18 protein-coding genes are annotated in these 17,093 nt (G+C 64.5%); 8 read left to right on the plus strand and 10 right to left on the minus strand.

Translation table 11 applies throughout. From position 1 onward, the window contains the following. The first annotated feature begins 115 nt into the window (after nt 1-115). Nucleotides 116-586 (plus strand): GNAT family N-acetyltransferase, encoded by a 471-nt coding sequence (locus tag NMB41_RS19225; protein WP_494379403.1) that lies wholly within the window; start codon nt 116-118, stop codon nt 584-586. 21 nt (nt 587-607) lie between these two features. Here NMB41_RS19225 and NMB41_RS19230 read toward each other — a convergent pair whose 3' ends face one another. From NMB41_RS19230 to aptA, 9 genes are all read right to left on the minus strand, one after another. Further along, complete coding sequence (locus NMB41_RS19230) at nt 608-1,465, minus strand: DMT family transporter (protein ID WP_494379404.1); 858 nt, start codon at nt 1,463-1,465, stop codon at nt 608-610. A 57-nt stretch (nt 1,466-1,522) separates the two neighbouring features. After that, on the minus strand, nt 1,523-1,852 hold the full coding sequence (locus tag NMB41_RS19235; protein ID WP_494379405.1) for a hypothetical protein: 330 nt from the start codon (nt 1,850-1,852) through the stop codon (nt 1,523-1,525). A 70-nt stretch (nt 1,853-1,922) separates the two neighbouring features. Next, a complete protein-coding gene (locus NMB41_RS19240) occupies nt 1,923-3,164 on the minus strand; it encodes a Zn-dependent hydrolase (RefSeq protein ID WP_494379406.1) in 1,242 nt (413 codons plus the stop codon). Between the two features lie 28 nt (nt 3,165-3,192). After that, nucleotides 3,193-4,578, minus strand: a complete 1,386-nt coding sequence (hydA, locus tag NMB41_RS19245; RefSeq protein ID WP_494379407.1) for a dihydropyrimidinase — start codon at nt 4,576-4,578, stop codon at nt 3,193-3,195. Nucleotides 4,579-4,594: 16 nt separating this feature from the next. Then, entirely contained in the window at nt 4,595-6,076 is a 1,482-nt protein-coding gene (locus NMB41_RS19250) for an NCS1 family nucleobase:cation symporter-1 (RefSeq protein WP_494379408.1), read from the minus strand. Nucleotides 6,077-6,203: 127 nt separating this feature from the next. Further along, nucleotides 6,204-7,523 (minus strand): NAD-dependent dihydropyrimidine dehydrogenase subunit PreA, encoded by a 1,320-nt coding sequence (gene preA, locus NMB41_RS19255; RefSeq protein WP_494379409.1) that lies wholly within the window; start codon nt 7,521-7,523, stop codon nt 6,204-6,206. Further along, nucleotides 7,511-8,881, minus strand: coding sequence for an NAD(P)-dependent oxidoreductase (locus NMB41_RS19260; RefSeq protein ID WP_494379410.1), 1,371 nt, complete (start codon nt 8,879-8,881; stop codon nt 7,511-7,513). Before NMB41_RS19260 ends, preA begins: the two co-directional genes overlap by 13 nt. 183 nt (nt 8,882-9,064) lie before the next feature. After that, nucleotides 9,065-10,579 carry a CoA-acylating methylmalonate-semialdehyde dehydrogenase gene (locus NMB41_RS19265; protein WP_494379411.1) on the minus strand — a complete coding sequence of 505 codons (1,515 nt, stop codon included), beginning with the start codon at nt 10,577-10,579 and terminating at the stop codon, nt 9,065-9,067. 12 nt (nt 10,580-10,591) lie between these two features. Further along, on the minus strand, nt 10,592-11,908 hold the full coding sequence (gene aptA, locus NMB41_RS19270; protein WP_494379412.1) for an omega-aminotransferase AptA: 1,317 nt from the start codon (nt 11,906-11,908) through the stop codon (nt 10,592-10,594). Nucleotides 11,909-12,232: 324 nt separating this feature from the next. Between aptA and NMB41_RS19275 the strand changes: the two genes are divergently transcribed. The 7 genes from NMB41_RS19275 to NMB41_RS19305 all read left to right on the plus strand — a co-directional run bounded on the left by NMB41_RS19275 (nt 12,233) and on the right by NMB41_RS19305 (nt 15,972). After that, the gene (locus NMB41_RS19275; protein WP_494379413.1) at nt 12,233-12,820 is read left to right on the plus strand and encodes a GNAT family N-acetyltransferase; all 588 of its coding nucleotides are present in this window, start codon (nt 12,233-12,235) and stop codon (nt 12,818-12,820) included. A 94-nt stretch (nt 12,821-12,914) separates the two neighbouring features. Further along, entirely contained in the window at nt 12,915-13,166 is a 252-nt protein-coding gene (locus tag NMB41_RS19280) for a hypothetical protein (protein WP_494379414.1), read from the plus strand. A gap of 2 nt (nt 13,167-13,168) precedes the next feature. Beyond that, a complete protein-coding gene (locus tag NMB41_RS19285; RefSeq protein ID WP_494379415.1) occupies nt 13,169-14,059 on the plus strand; it encodes a sensor histidine kinase in 891 nt (296 codons plus the stop codon). Then, entirely contained in the window at nt 14,056-14,820 is a 765-nt protein-coding gene (locus NMB41_RS19290; protein WP_494379416.1) for a LytR/AlgR family response regulator transcription factor, read from the plus strand. The genes NMB41_RS19285 and NMB41_RS19290 overlap by 4 nt, the downstream gene beginning before the upstream one ends. A gap of 54 nt (nt 14,821-14,874) precedes the next feature. Beyond that, nucleotides 14,875-15,312, plus strand: coding sequence for a VOC family protein (locus tag NMB41_RS19295; protein WP_494379417.1), 438 nt, complete (start codon nt 14,875-14,877; stop codon nt 15,310-15,312). Continuing rightward, nucleotides 15,312-15,566 carry a DUF1272 domain-containing protein gene (locus NMB41_RS19300; RefSeq protein WP_494379418.1) on the plus strand — a complete coding sequence of 85 codons (255 nt, stop codon included), beginning with the start codon at nt 15,312-15,314 and terminating at the stop codon, nt 15,564-15,566. Before NMB41_RS19295 ends, NMB41_RS19300 begins: the two co-directional genes overlap by 1 nt. Before the next feature lie 19 nt (nt 15,567-15,585). Beyond that, complete coding sequence (locus NMB41_RS19305) at nt 15,586-15,972, plus strand: VOC family protein (RefSeq protein WP_494379419.1); 387 nt, start codon at nt 15,586-15,588, stop codon at nt 15,970-15,972. 70 nt (nt 15,973-16,042) lie between these two features. On the opposite strand, the gene NMB41_RS19310 is transcribed toward NMB41_RS19305, so the two are convergent. After that, nucleotides 16,043-17,080: an Imm71 family immunity protein gene (locus tag NMB41_RS19310; RefSeq protein WP_494379420.1), complete on the minus strand. Its 1,038-nt coding sequence runs from the start codon at nt 17,078-17,080 to the stop codon at nt 16,043-16,045. Nucleotides 17,081-17,093: the final 13 nt, after the last annotated feature.

Below are 17,093 nucleotides of genomic sequence, written 5' to 3' on the forward strand. Positions count from 1 at the left end.
CCTCCATCGATCGGGATGTCATGCGCGAAGAAAAGATTACGTGGGCTGCAAGTCGGGGCCGTGATTGCTGTCATTGCCAGCTTAAAGCCATCGTTGGCTGTGTCAAGGAACACACATGATCACTTTGCGGCCAGCCCTCGGTGACGACATAGAAGCACTCTGGGCACTGCGTACCCGCGCGGTCGCGCATGCATGCGCGGGGCATTACAGCGAGGATGTACTCGCAGTCTGGCTCGCCTCCCCGGTACCCGACTCCATGCCGGGCTTGTTCGCTGAGGGCGGGGGCATTGTCGCGATCGAGGATGGCAGGATGCTGGGCTACGCGGTATGGAATGCGGCCAGCGGCGAGGTCGACGGGTTGTTCGTCGAACCGGCGCAGCATGGGCGGGGCATTGGCGGCATGCTGATGCAGGCTGTCGAGCAGGCGGCACGTTCGGCTGGTAGTGAGCGCTTGCTTCTCTCGGCTTCCCTGAATGCCGTGCCCTTCTACCAGCGCGCCAGTTTTGTTGCCGTGCGCGAGGAGATGTATCCGCACCGGTCGGGGATCGGGATTCCGTCGGTGTACATGGAGAAGCTGCTCGCTTAAATTTACACGCTAGCAGTAAAACTATTTACCCCGCCTGGCCAGCACCAGCGCGATCCCGCCCAGGACCGCCAGCGACGCCAGCACCAGCCGCATTGTCACCGGCTCGCCCAGCCACAGCACCGCCCCAAACGCGGTGATCACCGGCACCGATAGCTGCACCGTCGCCGCCCGCATCGCCGTCAACCCGCGCAGCGCCGTGTACCACAGCGCATACCCAACACCCGAGGTCAGCGCCCCCGACACCACCGCCAGCCCGATCCCCGCCGCATTGGCATGCGCGACTCCCATAAACGGCAGCCACGACACCAGCGCCAGCGGCGCCGCACGCAGGAAGTTGCCGGCCGTGGCGCGCAGCGGGTCAGGCGCACCGCGTCCACGCAGCGAATACACGCCCCAGGCCGCCCCTGCCAGCGCCATCAGCGCCGCGCCCAGCAAGGGCGGCGCACTCACGCCGGGCAGCACCAGGTAGACCAGCCCCGCCGCCGCCAGCGCCAGAGCGCACCAGGCCGGCATCGTAAAACGCTCGCCGCCGCGCAGCGCCCAGCCGAACATGGTCAGCTGGACGGCGCCGAAGAGGATCAGCGCGCCGGTCCCCGCGGGAAGGCTGACATAGGCAAACGAAAAGAAGGCGACATAGGCGAACAGCATCGCCGCCGAACACCAGTCGCCGCCCGCCGGCCCGCTCCCGGCGCGCAGGCGCACGATCAGCGCCAGCGCGAGTGCGCCCGACACCACGCGGACTGCGCCGAAACTGGCCGGATCGATGCCGCCGCCTGCCAGCGCCAGGCGGCACAGCAGCGAATTGGCGGCAAAGGCGAGCATGGCGGTTGCCGTGAAGGCAAGCGTCGCCAGATGCGGCCTGCCGGCGGGTTCAAGCATGGCGCGCCAGCGGCCGCCTGGCCAGCGAATCGCTCCCCGGCAGGCAGGGCGCTGCGCTTACTCGTACTCTGGCGGCGGCGCTCGCCTGGCGCTGGCGCGGCTCTTGAGCCAGTCGCGCCCGCCCGCGTTCAGCGCCTTCGCCACGACCGCCGGCGGCAGGCTGTACACCGTCGCCCAAGTGGCGCGGCCATCGGCGCCGTTCGAGGGAAAGCTGCTCGTCTCGATCGGCCAGTTGTATTTGCGTTTCAGGGTGCGGACGATGGCCGCCAGCGTGACGCGGCCACGCAGCGGCTCGGCGCCGGTCTGGTCTTCGTCGGACAGCAGCACGGCCAGCACGGCGCCACGCGCGGTCAGCGGACCGGGAAAGGTAGGAGATTTGCTCGGCATGCGGGCATTTTAGCCGCGTTTGCGCCAGGTCCGTGCACGCCGGCATGCCCACCTCCCCCCTCAGGATTCGTCAGGACGCGAGTTTGGCCCGCTCCAGCATCGCATGCAGCAGCACGTTGCATCCCGCCTCCAGGTGCGCCGGCTGGGCATCCTCGATCTCGTTGTGGCTGATGCCGTCCTTGCAGGGCACGAAGATCATGCCCGACGGAGCGACGCGCGCCGTGTAGATGGCGTCGTGGCCGGCGCCGGACACCACGTCCATCGTCGAATAGCCGAGCTTTTCGGTCGCGGCGCGCACGGCATCCACGCAATCGGGATGGAAGGGGCAAGGCGGATAGTAGGAGACGCGTTCGACCTCGATGCCCAGGCCCGACTCCTGCCGCGTCTTCGCGACGAAGGCCAGCATTTCCTCGTGCATCGTATTGAGTAACTCGTCGTTCACGTTGCGCAGATCGATGCTGAACTTCACTTCGCCCGGAATGACGTTGCGGCTGTTCGGGAACACCTGCACCATGCCGACCGTCCCGCGGCCGTAAGGCGGATAGCGGTTCGCAATCGCCACCACTTCCTGCATGATGGTGGTGGCCACCTGCAGCGCATCGCGGCGCAGGCCCATCGGGGTCGGGCCGGCATGCGCTTCCATGCCCGACACCGTGCAGTCGTACCAGGACAGGCCCATCACGGCCGGCACCACGCCGATCACCTTGTCGGCGTCTTCCAGCACCGGGCCCTGCTCGATATGGGCTTCGAAATAGGCGCCGATCGGATGCCGACCGGGTTCCTCGTCGCCCAGGTAGCCGATGCGTTCCAGCTCCTCGCGCACGGTCTTGCCGTCGACGTCCTTGGCGGCGTAGGCCGTCTCCAGACTGAAGGCGCCGCAGAAGACGCCGGAGCCCATCATCACCGGCACGAAGCGCGAGCCCTCCTCGTTGGTCCAGAATGCGACTTCGACCGGGGCTTCGGTGACGATGCCGTGGTCGTTCAAGGTGCGCACCACCTCGATCCCGGCCAGTACGCCGTAATTGCCGTCGAACTTGCCGCCGGTGGGCTGGGTGTCGACGTGGCTGCCGGTGACGATCGGAGGCAGGCTGTTGTCGCGGCCGGCGCGGCGCATGAAGACGTTGCCGATCTTGTCGATGGTGACCGACATGCCCGCCTCGCGCGCCCAGCCGACGACGAGGTCGCGGCCCTGGCGGTCGAGATCGGTCAGGGTGAGGCGCTTGACGCCGCCCTTGGGTGTGGCGCCGATTTGCGCCAGTTCCATCAGGGAGTCCCACAGGCGTTGGCCGTTGATGCGCAGGGTGTCGGGCATGTTTTTTTTCCGGTGTGGAGTTGGCGGTTTACAGCGGCGCGAAGGCCGGCCGGTCGATGTGGCGGCCGGCGCCCTCTTCCGCGCGCAGCTCGCCGCGCTCGAAAACGAGTTTGCCGGCGTGGACCGTGTGGGTCGGGATGCCGCGCACGGTGCGCCCTTCGAAGACGTTGAAGCCGCCTTTCGCGAACTGGGTTGTACTGGAGATCGTGCGCGTGCCGTTCGGGTCCCAGACGACGATGTCGGCGTCGGCCCCGGCGGCGATCACGCCCTTGCGCGGGTACATATTAAAAATCTGGGCCGCGTTGGTGGAGGTGACGCGCACGAATTCGGACGGGGTCAAGGTACCGGAATTCACGCCCGCGTCCCAGACCACCGCCATGCGTTCCTCGACGCCGCCGCAGCCGTTCGGGATGCGCGTGAAGTTGTCCGCGCCGGCCGCTTTCTGCTCGGCGCAGAAGGTGCAGTGGTCGGTCGCGGTGGTGTGCAAATTCCCCCCGCGCAGGCCCTGCCACAGCGCCTGCTGGTGGTGCGGGCTGCGAAACGGTGGGCTCATCACGTGGCCGCGCACGAAGTCTTCGTCTTCGCTGGCGTACACGCTGTCGTCGATCACCAGGTGCCCGGCCAGCGCTTCGCCATACACGCGCTGTCCCTTGGCGCGGGCGCGGGTGATGGCCTCGAGCGATTCGGCGCAGGACACGTGGACGATGTAGACCGGGGTGCCGAGCACGTTCGCAATGGCGATCGCGCGGTTCGCCGCTTCGGCCTCCGCTTCCGGTGGACGCGACAGCGGATGGGCGCGGGCGCCGGTAATGCCCTTCTGCAGGAGCTCCTGCTGCAATTGATAGACCAGCTCTCCGTTTTCCGCATGCACGGTCGGGATCGCCCCGAGTTCCAGCGCACGCCTGAAACTTTTTACCAGCGTTTCGTCGTCGGCCATGATCGCGTTTTTATACGCCATGAAGTGTTTAAAGCTGTTCACGCCATGCTCGCGCACCAGGGTGCCCATGTCCGCATGCACCGACTCATCCCACCAGGTCACTGCAACATGAAAAGTGTAGTCGCCGGTCGACTTTCTCGCCCAGCCGCGCCAGGTGTGGTAGGCCTCCATCAGCGACTGCTTCGGGTCGGGAATGACGAAGTCCATGATCGTCGTGGTGCCGCCGGCCAGCCCCGCCGCGGTGCCGGTGAAGAAATCGTCGGCGGTGACGGTGCCCATGAAGGGCAGCTGCATGTGGGTGTGGGTGTCGATCCCGCCCGGCATGACGTACTGGCCGCTGGCATCGATGACGGTGGCGTTCGCGGGGGCGTCCAGCTGCTCGCCGACGGCGACGATCTTGTCGCCATAACAGAGCACGTCGCCGCGGAAGGCGCGGTCGGCGTTCACGATGGTGCCGCCGCGAATAATCGTCGTCATGGACATCTCCAGTAGGTCAGGAATTGGCAGCCGGGTGCAGTGCAGGCACGCTGCGCCCTTTCATCATCAGGCCGTAGGCAAGGCCGGAAATCAGCACGCCCACGAACCAGGCATAGGTATAGATGGTTTTGAAGGTCGCGCCGACGTCCGGGAACGAGGCCGGAAAGGCCGCGTTCAGGAAGCCCGGGATGTTCGGCGCCACGCCCAGGCAAAACGCGACGATCGCCGCGACGTTCCAGCCGCTGCCATACGAATAGATGCCTTTGTTCCGGTACAGCTGGTCGACGTCGAGCGTGGTCTTGCGGATGAAGTAGTAGTCGATGATCATGATGCCGGCGATCGGCCCGAGCAGCGCCGAATAACCGATCAGCCAGGTGAAGATATAGCCCTGGGTCGTCTCCAGGATCTTCCAGGGCATCATCACCAGCGCGATGCCGGCCGTCAGGTAGCCGCCGGTGCGGTAGCTGATCTGTTTCGGGGCCAGCGCGGAGAAGTCATAGGCCGGGCCGACCAGGTTGGCCGCGAGATTCACGCTGACGGTGTCGATCAGGAGCACGATCAAGGCGATCAGCACCGCGATGCCCGTCATGCGGCTGGCGACATCGACCGGATCCCACAGTGCCTTGCCGTACAGGACGACGGTGGCCGAGGTCACGATCACGGCCAGCGCCGCCAATAAACCCATCGGCACCGGCAGGCCGATGGTCTGGCCGATGATCTGGTCGCGCTGGGTTTTGGCGAAGCGCGTGAAGTCGGGAATGTTCAGGGCCAGCGTGGCCCAGAAACCGACCATGGCGGTGAGCGACGGCCAGAAGGTGGCCCAGAACTGGCCGGCTTTCTTGCCGCCTTCGACAAATTGCGAAGGCTGGTCGAGCAGCGGGCCGAAGCCGCCCGCCTTGCTGTGCACCCAGCCGAGCAGCACGAAGCAGATCGCGATTTTCAAAGGGGCGGTCCAGGTCTCAAGCTTGCGGATCGATTCCATGCCGTGCACGATGAAATAGAACTGGATCGCCCAGAAGGCCAGGAAACAGAGCAGCTGGCCGAGGTTGATGCCAAGTCCCGCAATCGGTTCGCCGCCCACCGGATGGCCGGCCATCACGCCCAGCAGCGTGTAGATCATGCTGCCGCCGAACCAGGTCTGGATGCCGTACCAGCCGCAGGCGACGATCGCCCGCATCAGGGCCGGCAGCTTGGCGCCGGAAGTGCCGAAAGAGGCGCGTGCGAGCACCGCGTAGGGAATGCCGTATTTGGTGCCGGCGTGGCCGATCAGGAGCATCGGCAGCAGCACGATGGCATTCGCCAGGAAGACCGTCCAGACCGCCTGCCAGCCCGACATGCCGGCTTCGATCAGGCTGGCCGAGAGCGTGTAGGCGGGAATGCACATCACCATGCCGACCCAGAGCGCGGCGAAGTGGTACCAGCGCCAGGTGCGCTGGGCGGCGCTGGTCGGCGCCAGGTCGTGATTCCAGAGTTCGGTGTTGACGGGGTGTTGCGTCAAGGTAGGATTCTCCAAGCGGGTTTCTCCAAACAGGTTGCGGTTGCTGGTGCAACCCAGTGTAGCGCAAACAAAATGTCAGTCGCGAGCACTTGCCGGCGGCTGGCCGCCCGCAACTACCCGCCCCCGCTCAGGCCGTTTCGATCGCCGCCACCGTGCCCACGATGCTCAACACCGGCTGGATTTCCGCGCGCGGATTGCGCGGGTCCTGGGTCCAGTTCATATAGGGCTTGCCGGTTTCCTGCGGCACCATCGTGATGCAGGACTCGACCGGACAGGTGATTTCGCACAGGTTGCAACCCACGCATTCGTCGCGGATCACTTCGTAGCGGCGGGCACCGTTTTCCAGCACCGAGCGGCCGATGGCCTGGTGCGAGGTGTCTTCGCAAGCCACAAAACACTTGCCGCAGGCGATGCACTTGTCCTGGTCGATATGGGCGATGGTCTGGAAATTCATGTCCAGGTATTTCCAGTCAGTCGTGTTCGGCACCGCCTTGCGCGAGAAGGCGGCGATATTCGCGTAGCCCTTCTCGTCCATCCAGCGCGACAGGCCGTCCTTCATTTCCTCGACGATGCGGAAACCATGCAGCATCGCCGCCGTGCACACCTGCACCGAGCCGGCGCCGAGGGCGATGAATTCGGCCGCGTCGCGCCAGTTGCCGATGCCACCGATACCGGAGATCGGCAGGCCCGCGGTCATCGGATCGCGCGCGATCTCGGCCACCATGTTCAGCGCGATCGGCTTGACGGCCGAACCGCAATAGCCGCCATGGGTGCTGGCGCCGCCCACCTGCGGGAAGGCGACCATGGTATCGAGGTCGAGATGGGTGATCGAATTGATCGTGTTGATTAGCGAGACCGCGTCCGCCCCGCCGGCCAGTGCGGCCCGTGCCGGCGCACGCACGTCGGTGATGTTCGGCGTGAGCTTGACGATGACGGGTAATCGGGTGTGCTTCTTGCACCAGCTGGTGACCATCTGCACGTAGTCGGGTACCTGTCCCACGGCCGCGCCCATGCCGCGCTCGGGCATGCCGTGCGGGCAGCCGAAGTTGAGCTCGATGCCGTCGGCGCCGGTCGCTTCCACCAGCGGCAGGATCGCCGCCCATGGCGCCTCTTCGCAGGGCAGCATCAGCGAGACGATCATCGCGCGGTCGGGCCAGGCCTTCTTGACGGCGGTGATTTCGCGCAGGTTGATTTCCAGGCTGCGGTCGGTGATCAGTTCGATATTGTTAAAGCCGATGACTTCGCGGTTCTTGCCGTAGTGGGCCGAATAGCGCGACGAGACGTTGACGGCCGGCGGATCTTCGCCCAGCGTCTTCCACACCACGCCGCCCCAGCCGGCTTCGAAGGCGCGCACCACGTTATAGGCCTTGTCGGTGGGCGGCGCGGAGGCCAGCCAGAAGGGATTCGGGCTCTTGATGCCGCAGAAATCGATGCTCAGGTCGGCCATGCTGCCCCCTCCAGGATGTCGTTGTGGATCGCCAGCGCGGCCAGTTTGCCGTGCTGGACCGCCTGCACCGTCAGGTCCTGCCCGGGCGCCACGCAGTCGCCGCCGGCGTAGATGCCGGGCACTCTGGTGCGCAGCGCGCCGTCGACGGCGATCCGTTCGCCTTCCTGCCACAGGCCCTGGGCCAGCGTGTCGAATTCGGACGGCGCCGCCATCGCCTGGCCGATCGCCTTGAAGACGGCATCGGCGGCAATTTCGATGAAGGCGCCGGTACGCGCCAGCCTGCCCTCGTCCATGCGGGTTTCCTCGAAGCGCATGCCGGCCACGCGGCCCGCATCGTCGACCAGCACTTCCAGCGGCGAGGCCCAGGTTTTGATACGCACGAAGTTCAGCTTGGCGATCTCGATCTCGTGGCCGGTCGCACTCATGGCGTCGAAACCGCGGCGGTAGACCAGGGTGACCTCGTCGGCGCCGAGACGCTTCATCTGCACCGCCATGTCGATCGCCGTGTTGCCGGCGCCGATAACGATGGCGCGGCGCGGCACCGGCAGCAGGGACAGGTCGCTGGCCTGGCGCAGCGCGGCGATGTAGTCGGTGGCGGCCATGAGGCCGGGCGCATCCTCGCCGGTGAGGCCGAGGCGGCGGCTGGCGCCCAGGCCAATGCCCAGGAAGACGGCGTCGAAGCGCGCATGCAGGTCGTGAAGCTGCAGGTTGTCGCCGAGAGCCTGGCCGTACTGAATGTCGATGCCGCCAATCGAAAGCAGGAAGTCGACTTCCTGCTGCGCAAATTCGCCGGGCAGCTTGTACTTGGCGATGCCGTACTCGTTCAGGCCGCCGGCTTTCGGCTTGCTCTCGAAGACGACGACCTCGTGGCCCAGCATGGCAAGCCGGTGCGCGCAGGACAGGCCTGCCGGGCCGGCGCCGACCACGGCGATGGTCTTGCCGGTCGATGGAGCACGGGCGAAGGGATGGCCGTCGAAGCGCGCGTTATCGACCGCGTGGCGCTGGAGCAGGCCGATCTTGACGGGCTCGCGCTCGGCGAAGTGATTGCGCACGCAGGCGTCTTCGCACAGGATCTCGGTCGGGCAGACGCGCGCGCAGCTGCCGCCGAAGATATTCTGCTGCAGGATCTTGACGGCGGCGCCGTTGATGTTCTGGTCGTGGATGTTGCGGATGAAGCTGGCCACGTCGATGCCTGTGGGGCAGGCACGCTGGCAGGGGGCGTCGTAACAGTAGAGGCAGCGCGCGGCTTCGATGGCTGCCTGGCGGCTTGTCAACGGCGGCGCCAGGTCCGTGAACTGCGCCGCGAGCGCGCCGTGCGAGTCGGCGGCCGGCGGCAGGTGCTGGAGAGTCTCGATCATGTGCATCCCTGGTTTTTGTTGGAGTGCTGGTGTTCGACTGCTTCATGCGGGTGCTGCTGTGGTGCTGCTTGCCCTTCGATTTGTGGTGCGGCTGATCTTGCTGCGCGTATCACCGCGTGGGCACGGGGTGCCCACCCTACCCCTCCGATAACGTTCGCGAGATGCGAACGTTATCGATGCGGGTTATTTCATCTGCGGGAACGCGAACTCGACGCCGGAGCTTGCGGTATTCGGCCAGCGCTGCATCACCGCCTTGTGGCGGGTGTAGAAGCGCACGCCTTCGGGACCGTAGGCGTGGTGGTCGCCGAACATGCTGCGCTTCCAGCCGCCGAAGCTGTTGAAGGCCATCGGAACCGGCAGCGGGACGTTCACGCCGACCATGCCGACCTGGATCTGGCGCACGAATTCGCGCGCAACGCCGCCGTCGCGCGTGAACACGGCCACGCCGTTGCCGTATTCGTTGGCGTTGATCAGCTCGACCGCGCTGCCGACGTCCGGCAGGCGCACCACGCACAGTACCGGCCCAAAAATCTCTTCCTGGTAGATGCTCATCTCGGGCGTCACATGGTCGAACAGGGTGCCGCCAACAAAGAAGCCATTTTCATAGCCTTCGACCTTGTGGCCGCGCCCATCGACCACCAGCGTGGCGCCCTGCTCCACGCCTTCGCCGATCAGGCGTTCGATGCGCTGGCGCGCTGCCTGCGTGACCACCGGCCCCATCTCCATGCCCGCGCCCATGCCCTCGCCGATTTTCAGCTTGGCCGTGCGTTCGGCCAGCGTGGCCACCAGCTTGTCGCCGGCGTCGCCGATGGCCACGGCCACCGAGATCGCCATGCAGCGCTCGCCGGCCGAGCCGTAGGCCGCGCCGATCAGTGCGTCGACCGCCATGTCCATGTCGGCGTCGGGCATGACCACCATGTGGTTCTTGGCGCCGCCCAGGGCCTGCACGCGCTTGCCGTTGGCGCTGCCGCGGGCATAGATGTATTCGGCGATCGGGGTCGATCCGACGAAGCTGATGGCTTGCACGTCGCGGTTGTCGAGCAGCGCATCGACCGCCACCTTATCGCCCTGCACCACGTTGAAGACGCCGTCCGGCAGCCCGGCTTCCTTGAGCAGGCGCGCATGCAGCATCGAGGGCGACGGATCGCGTTCCGACGGTTTCAGCACGAAGGTATTGCCGCAGGCGATCGCCACCGGGAACATCCACATCGGCACCATGACCGGGAAGTTGAACGGCGTGATGCCGGCCACCACGCCCAGCGGCTGGCGCATCGACCAGGCGTCGATGCCGCGCGCGATCTGGTCGGTGAACTCCCCTTTTAATAGCTGCGGAATCCCGCAGGCGAATTCGACGATCTCGATCCCGCGCGCGACTTCGCCTTGGGCGTCGCTGAAGGTCTTGCCGTGTTCGCGCGTGATCATGGCCGCGAATTCGTCGGTGTGCTGCTGGCACAGCTGCAGGTATTTGAACAGGATGCGCGAGCGCGCCAGCGGCGGCGTCGCGGCCCAGGCCGGGAAGGCGGCTTGCGCGGCGAACACCGCGGCATTGACTTCGTCGACGCTGGCCAGCGTCACCTTCGCGCATGGCTCGCCCAGCGCCGGGTTGAAGACGTCGGCATAACGCTCGCCCGCCGTGTCGACGACCTGGCCGCCGATGAAGTGGCCGATAACGGGGCAACTGAGTTCAAGTTGGTTCATGTGTTGTCTCTTCTAGTCCAGGGTCTTCAGTACGTTAGCCAGCTTGCCGAACAATTCGTCGATGTGCTGTTTCTCAAGGATGAGGGGCGGCGACAGCGCGATGATGTCGCCCGTGGTGCGGATCAGGATGCCGTCGGCAAAGGCCTTTTTAAAAGCCTGGAAGGCGCGCACGCCCGGCTTGCCGGGAATCGGTTCGAGCTCGATGCCGGCGATGAGGCCAATGGTGCGGATGTCGATCACGTGCGGCAGGCCCTTCAGGGCATGCACCGCATCTTCCCAGTACGCCTGCACGGACTTCGCGTGCTGCAGCACCTGCTGGTCCTGGAACACCTCGAGCGTGGCCAGCGCGGCTGCGCAGGCAACCGGGTGGCCCGAATAGGTATAGCCGTGGAACAGCTCGATGCCGGCAGGGGCGTCCATGAAGGCGTCGTGGATGAATTTTTTGCTGAATACCGCACCCATCGGAATGACGCCGTTGGTCAGCCCTTTTGCTGTCGTCATCAGGTCCGGCTCGACCTCGAAATAATCGGCTGCGAAGGGCGTGGTGAGGCGCCCGAAGCCGGTGATGACTTCGTCGAAAATGAGCAGGATGCCGTGCTTGGTGCAGATCTCGCGCAGGCGCTTCAGGTAGCCTTTGGGCGGCACCAGTACGCCGGTGGAACCGGCCACCGGTTCGATGATGACGGCGGCGATGGTCGAGGCGTCGTGCAGCGTGACCAGGCGCTCGAGTTCGTCCGCTAGCTCGACGCCAAAGTCGGGCTCGCCGCGCGAGTAGGCGTTTTTCAGCAGGTTGTGCGTGTGCGGCAGGTGGTCGACGCCGGTGAGGAGCGGGCCGAAATGCTTGCGGTTGGGGCCGATGCCGCCCACCGACAGGCCGCCGAAGCCGACCCCGTGGTAGCCGCGCTCGCGCCCGATCAGGCGCGTGCGCCCGCCCTCGCCGCGCGCCTTGTGGTAGGCCAGCGCCATTTTGAGAGCGGTATCGACCGCCTCGGAACCGGAATTGGTGTAGAAGACGTGGCCGAACTTGTGCCCGGTGTAGTCCATCAGTTTTTCGGCCAGGTCGAAGGCTGCCGGGTGGCCCATCTGGAAGGTCGGCGCGAAATCGAGCTGGCCGATCATCTCGCGCACCGCGCTCACGATCTTCGGCTGGGCGTGGCCGCAAGGCACGCACCAGAGGCCAGCGGTGCCGTCGAGGATCTGGTTGCCGTCGACATCCTTGTAGTACATGCCTTCAGCCGAGACCAGCAGGCGCGGATTGGCCTTGAAGTCGCGGTTGTTCGTGAATGGCATCCAGAAGGCAGACATTGATTCGGGTCTGGACTCGTTCATGCAGGCTCTCCCTTGTTTTTGGTCTGAATCAGAAAACGATGAGGCAATCATAACAATGTGCACGCCGGGGCTGCGAATGTAAAGTCTTCACGCCGCCGGCGTAAATATTGATCGTTGCAAAAATGCAAAAGATCCTGCTGATCCGGTAATATAAACGCAGGCCGCAATGCCGTCATATCAATTCGCTTATATGCGAAGTCAGCGGCGGCAAACAAGCATGCTAAATCACCCGGCATGCAGCCAGTGTAAGAATGCCAACACCTTTGATTTAACGCAAACTCAACCATCGCGGGTAAGGGACCGCGATGCCGATGGAGGACCGCCATGCCCGACACCCTGCCACCCGTTCTCAGCACTGCCCGCCTGAGGCTGCGTCCGTTCAACGAGGACGATGCCCCGGCCCTGTTTCGGGTTTTTTCCGACGACGAGGTCGTCCGATTCTGGTCGGTTGGCGCCTGGACCGAGCTCGCCCAGGCCCAAACGATGATAGACGACGCCCTGGCCGCCTACCGCGAAGGCGGCCTGTACCGCTATGCGATCGCACTGGCCGACACGGACGAACTGATCGGCATCTGCAACCTGCGCGGCTTCTTCGAGCAGAACCGCCGCTGCGAACTGGGCTATGCGCTGGGCAGCGCCTGGTGGGGCCGCGGCTATGCGGCGGAGGCCCTGGAAGCCCTGCTCGGCCACGCCGTCGGTGCGCTCGACATGAACCGCATCGAAGCCGACATCGATCCGCGCAACGAGGCCTCGGCGCGCCTGCTCGAACGCCTCGGCTTTCGCCAGGAGGGCTATATGCCGGAACGCTGGATCGTCCATGGCGAAAAGGCCGATACCGCCTTCTATGGCTTGCTCCGCCGCTATTGGGACGAGCGCGCGCTGTCCCGTTCGTCGCCCGGCACGACCGGTTAGCCCCCGGAATCGGCGCTTCGTCGCAGTAGGCTCGCCGGGGTGTTTCAGGGCGATTAAAGTGTCTCCATTCACCTTCCATACGAGGAGCACACGCATGAAAACGACCACCTTCCGATCCTTCGCCGCCGAACTCGAAGATGCCGCCGAGCGCTGCATGCGCCTGCTGCGCGGCGGCCTGCGCACCTTCTCCGCCCTGCCCTGGCCGGCCCTGCTGCTGGCGGCAATCCTGACCGCCTGCGCCATCGCCGTCATTCCGACCGCGCTGGTGCTGTTCGCGATCTTCCTGGCGATCAAATACGCGGTGCTCGCAATCAACGGCGACAAGACCACCCCGCTCGAGGACTGACCATGCAAGCCAGCCAGATCAACCGGGCCCTGGATTTCACGCGCGATGCTTGCCGGGAGGCGAGCAAGCTCGGCTGGACCTTTTTCGACTGGCTGGCCGTCGTCGAATGGCGCCAGCTCGCCATCACCTGGCTGCTCGCCTTCGTCTTCTTCGTCCTGGTAAACGCGCCGGAACCGGCGCTCTGGTACATCTTCATTTCCTTCGGCATCAAGGTGCTGGCCGGCGGCAAGCGCCGTGCCGACCTGGTGGCGAAGGATGCAACGTTGAAGGCCGAGGTCGCCACGCTCGAGCGGCGCCTGACCGAAGCACAAATGGCGGCCCTGCAAGCCCAGGTCGAACCGCACTTCCTGTTCAACACCCTGGCGCTGATCGGCCGCCTGATCGAGACCGATCCACAAGAGGCGGCCAAGGTGCACGCCCACCTGATTTCCTACCTGCGTTCGAGCCTGCCGCAAATGCGCTCCGCGGGCGGCGCCACGCTCGGCAAGCAGCTCGAACTGTCGCGCGCCTATCTCGCGATCATGCAAGCGCGCATGAAGGAGCGCCTCGCGCTGCGCTTCGAGGTGCCGGACTTCCTCGGCAGCGCGCCCTTCCCGCCGATGATGCTGCAAACCCTGATCGAAAACGCGATCAAGCATGGCCTGGAGCCGAAGATCGAAGGCGGCACCATCACGGTGCGGGCCCGGGTCGATGGCGCCATCCTGATCGTCGACGTGTGCGACGACGGCATCGGCATCGACCTGCATGCGGACGACGGCGTGGGTCTTGCGAATATCCGCGAACGCCTGCACCTGCTGTATGGCACCCGCGCCGAACTGGTGATCGAAGCCCCGCCCGGCGGCGGCGCCTGCGCCTCGGTGCGCATTCCCTACCAGATGATGGAGGGTGCATGATCCGCCCAACAGCCCTGATCGCCGACGACGAAGCGCCGATGCGCGAGCAGCTGCGGGCGCGCCTGCTTGAAGTGTGGCCGGAACTCGAGGTGGTCGCCCTCGCCTCGAACGGCATCGAAGCGGTCGACATGGCCGCGCGCCACCAGCCGCAGATCGTCTTCCTCGACATCCGCATGCCCGGCATGGGCGGCATCGAAGCCGCGCGCCAGCTGTACGACCGCTGCCACATCGTATTTGCCACCGCCTACGACCAGTACGCCGTCGACGCCTTCGAGCAAGGCGCGATCGACTACCTCCTCAAACCAGTAAGCGCCGAGCGCCTCGCCACCACCTGCGAGCGCCTGCGCCAGCGCCTGCAGAAGGAGCCGCAGGACATCGGCACCCAGCTGGCGCAACTGGGCAGCCTGCTCCAGCAGGGCGCGGCGCCCAAGCGCAGCTACCTGCGCTGGATCCAGGCGCAAGTGGGCGGCAGCCTGCGCATGGTGAGCACGCGCGAAATCCTGTTTTTCCAGTCGGATGAAAAATACACGCGGGTGCAAACGGCCACGGCCGAACTTCTGATCCGCAAAACGCTCAAAGAACTGGCCGACGAACTCGACCCCGACGAATTCTGGCGCATCCACCGCTCGACCCTGGTGCGGGTGGACGCCATCGCCGAAGTCGCGCGCGATCTGCGCGGACGCCAGATGCTACGGGTGCGCAATTACCCGCATGAACTCGAGGTAAGCCGGAACCATTCGCACCTGTTCCAGCAGATGTGATGTTGCGCCTGGGCGGGTGTAGGATGAGTGACCTTTTCGCTACCGGAGCCTGAGATGCCTGTGATTCCGAAGAACACGATTGCCACCGTTACTCCCTGCCTGTGCTACCGCGACGCCCATGCGGCCATTGAGTGGCTGTGCGAAGTATTCGGCTTCGAACGCCACCTGGTCGTCGATGGCGAGAACGACACGGTCGCCCACGCCCAGCTCTCCTTTGGCAACGGCATGATCATGCTTGGCTCGGTACGCCCGGACTCCGCCTACGGCGCCCTGCTCGCCCAGCCCGACGAGATCGGCGGGCGCCAGACCCAGACGATTTACCTCACCGTGAACGACGCCGACGACGTGCATGAGCGCGCCGTGCGGGCCGGCGCGGCGATCGTCGTCCCGCTGACGGACGAGGAGTATGGCGGGCGCGGATTCACCTGCCGCGATCCCGGCGGGCATATCTGGAGTATTGGGACGTACGACGCGTGGCAGGAGGAAGCCTGATGCTCGCCCTGCGTCCAAACTGCGAATGCTGCGACCGCGACCTCGCGCCCGATTCGCGCGACGCGTTCATCTGCAGCTTCGAATGCACCTATTGCCGCGACTGCGCCGAAGGCGAACTTGCGGGTACCTGCCCAAAATGTCGCGGTGAACTGGTACGGCGGCCCGTGCGCCCGGCCGCAGCCTTGCTGAAATATCCGGCGCGCACGGAGCGCACGGCAATCAAGGGCCGCGCCACCGAAACCAAGGAAAGCTGAACCGTCGAAAGGAGCCGTCATGTCACGTGCTGTACATTTCGAAATCCACGCCACCAACCCGCAGGCGCTGATCGATTTCTATTCCAATGTATTTGGATGGTCGTTCAGCAAATTTCATACTGGCGAATACTGGATGATCACGACGGGACCGGACAGCCAGCCCGGCATCAACGGCGGCCTGTTGCCGCGGCCAGGACCGGCACCGGGGCCGATGGCGTCGCCGAATGCGTTTGTGATTACGGTGGATGTCGACGACCTGGATGCGGCGATGGCCAAGGCGCAAGGAGCGGCAGGCATGCTGTGCGTGCCGAAGATGGCGATTCCTGGGGTGGGGTGGCTGGCGTACTTCAAGGATCCGGATGGGAATATATTTGGGATGATGCAGATGGATGCGGGGGCGGGGTGAACGTAGCGCGGCCTCTTGATAAGCCATCGTCGCGAGCTCACTTGTTTTGTACGGAACGCCCGCCTGCGTCTCAGTCCTTGCCTACCCATATCCAAGTGACATCACGTCCTTCATGTTGAGGTAGCTTGTCCCCGCGTTGGAAGCGTTGTCGCACGTCCAGTCGGTCTGCAAGAGCCCATGAACCCGTCCTGGATGCCATCTGTTCGCTGCTCTGCCGCACAAGCGGATCATGGTCAACAAACACAGGGGGCGGGACCTCCATGGGTGCCATGGGCGGAAAGTAGCAGTTCTCTTCAACGGGTATTGTCCCATCGAGATATCGCGTGTCTTCCCAAATGAGACGCCATACTGCGGGACGAACGATCAAGCCTCCATCAGCGTCGTCAACATTCACCACCTTCGGGGCGGAGGCGCCCTCCAACAAATAGTTCATGCAGCCATCAGGCACCTGCGGTTCAAAGATTCCGTAGCAGGGAACGGGTTGACCGGTATGAACACTTACTTCTCTTACCGGGATCGGGACGTCTGGGAGGTTTACTGGAAATGGCACAGTTCGATCGAGACGATCCATAGCTTCCACACTCCAAAAATCATGTGCTGGAGGCTCTGCCTGCATCGACTCCACGATGCCTGCGGTTGCTTTTACATATACCGACGCATCGTCGATCGCTTTAGTCATTTCCTTGACGTATTTCCCCTGAAAATAAACGTCGCCCTGCGGCCCGTGATTAACAAGAGCAGTCCACCAATAATTCTGGATATTTAGAGCATCATGAAGCACACCCCGATCGGAATAACGCCATACGCTACGATCTCCGATCCGTAGTCGAGACAGGCCCTGTTCGTATAAAACCTGAGCCTTGAGCACCTGTATATAGAATTGATCCCAATGCGTTGCCCATTCGGGATTCGCCCCACGCTCCAAAAAAGTCGGTTCCTCTTTAACTTGAAGTTCGAACATCCCGGCAAAATTATCGAATGCCCTCGCTCTGGCCTCCCACGCCGTGTAACTACTTTTGCGTTTGAGGTACCAAAACAGCCTGCGACGGTCATTTTCGCCCATGTCTTTTGCAGTCCATTTCGACTTGAAGATGTCAAAGATACTCACTGTATTCCCTCTG

The sequence above is a fragment of the Massilia sp. FBCC-B171 genome, assembly GCF_059134155.1.

Bases quoted from the DNA above. Each gene is read 5' to 3' on its own strand.
- NMB41_RS19295 (WP_494379417.1), top strand. From the start codon at position 14,875: ATGCCTGTGATTCCGAAGAACACGATTGCCACCGTTACTCCCTGCCTG.
- NMB41_RS19225 (WP_494379403.1), top strand. From the start codon at position 116: ATGATCACTTTGCGGCCAGCCCTCGGTGACGACATAGAAGCACTCTGG.
- NMB41_RS19275 (WP_494379413.1), top strand. From the start codon at position 12,233: ATGCCCGACACCCTGCCACCCGTTCTCAGCACTGCCCGCCTGAGGCTG.
- hydA (WP_494379407.1), bottom strand. From the start codon at position 4,578: ATGACGACGATTATTCGCGGCGGCACCATCGTGAACGCCGACCGCGCC.
- NMB41_RS19230 (WP_494379404.1), bottom strand. From the start codon at position 1,465: ATGCTTGAACCCGCCGGCAGGCCGCATCTGGCGACGCTTGCCTTCACG.
- NMB41_RS19260 (WP_494379410.1), bottom strand. From the start codon at position 8,881: ATGATCGAGACTCTCCAGCACCTGCCGCCGGCCGCCGACTCGCACGGC.
- aptA (WP_494379412.1), bottom strand. From the start codon at position 11,908: ATGAACGAGTCCAGACCCGAATCAATGTCTGCCTTCTGGATGCCATTC.
- NMB41_RS19235 (WP_494379405.1), bottom strand. From the start codon at position 1,852: ATGCCGAGCAAATCTCCTACCTTTCCCGGTCCGCTGACCGCGCGTGGC.
- NMB41_RS19280 (WP_494379414.1), top strand. From the start codon at position 12,915: ATGAAAACGACCACCTTCCGATCCTTCGCCGCCGAACTCGAAGATGCC.
- preA (WP_494379409.1), bottom strand. From the start codon at position 7,523: ATGGCCGACCTGAGCATCGATTTCTGCGGCATCAAGAGCCCGAATCCC.
- NMB41_RS19300 (WP_494379418.1), top strand. From the start codon at position 15,312: ATGCTCGCCCTGCGTCCAAACTGCGAATGCTGCGACCGCGACCTCGCG.
- NMB41_RS19290 (WP_494379416.1), top strand. From the start codon at position 14,056: ATGATCCGCCCAACAGCCCTGATCGCCGACGACGAAGCGCCGATGCGC.
- NMB41_RS19265 (WP_494379411.1), bottom strand. From the start codon at position 10,579: ATGAACCAACTTGAACTCAGTTGCCCCGTTATCGGCCACTTCATCGGC.
- NMB41_RS19240 (WP_494379406.1), bottom strand. From the start codon at position 3,164: ATGCCCGACACCCTGCGCATCAACGGCCAACGCCTGTGGGACTCCCTG.
- NMB41_RS19285 (WP_494379415.1), top strand. From the start codon at position 13,169: ATGCAAGCCAGCCAGATCAACCGGGCCCTGGATTTCACGCGCGATGCT.
- NMB41_RS19305 (WP_494379419.1), top strand. From the start codon at position 15,586: ATGTCACGTGCTGTACATTTCGAAATCCACGCCACCAACCCGCAGGCG.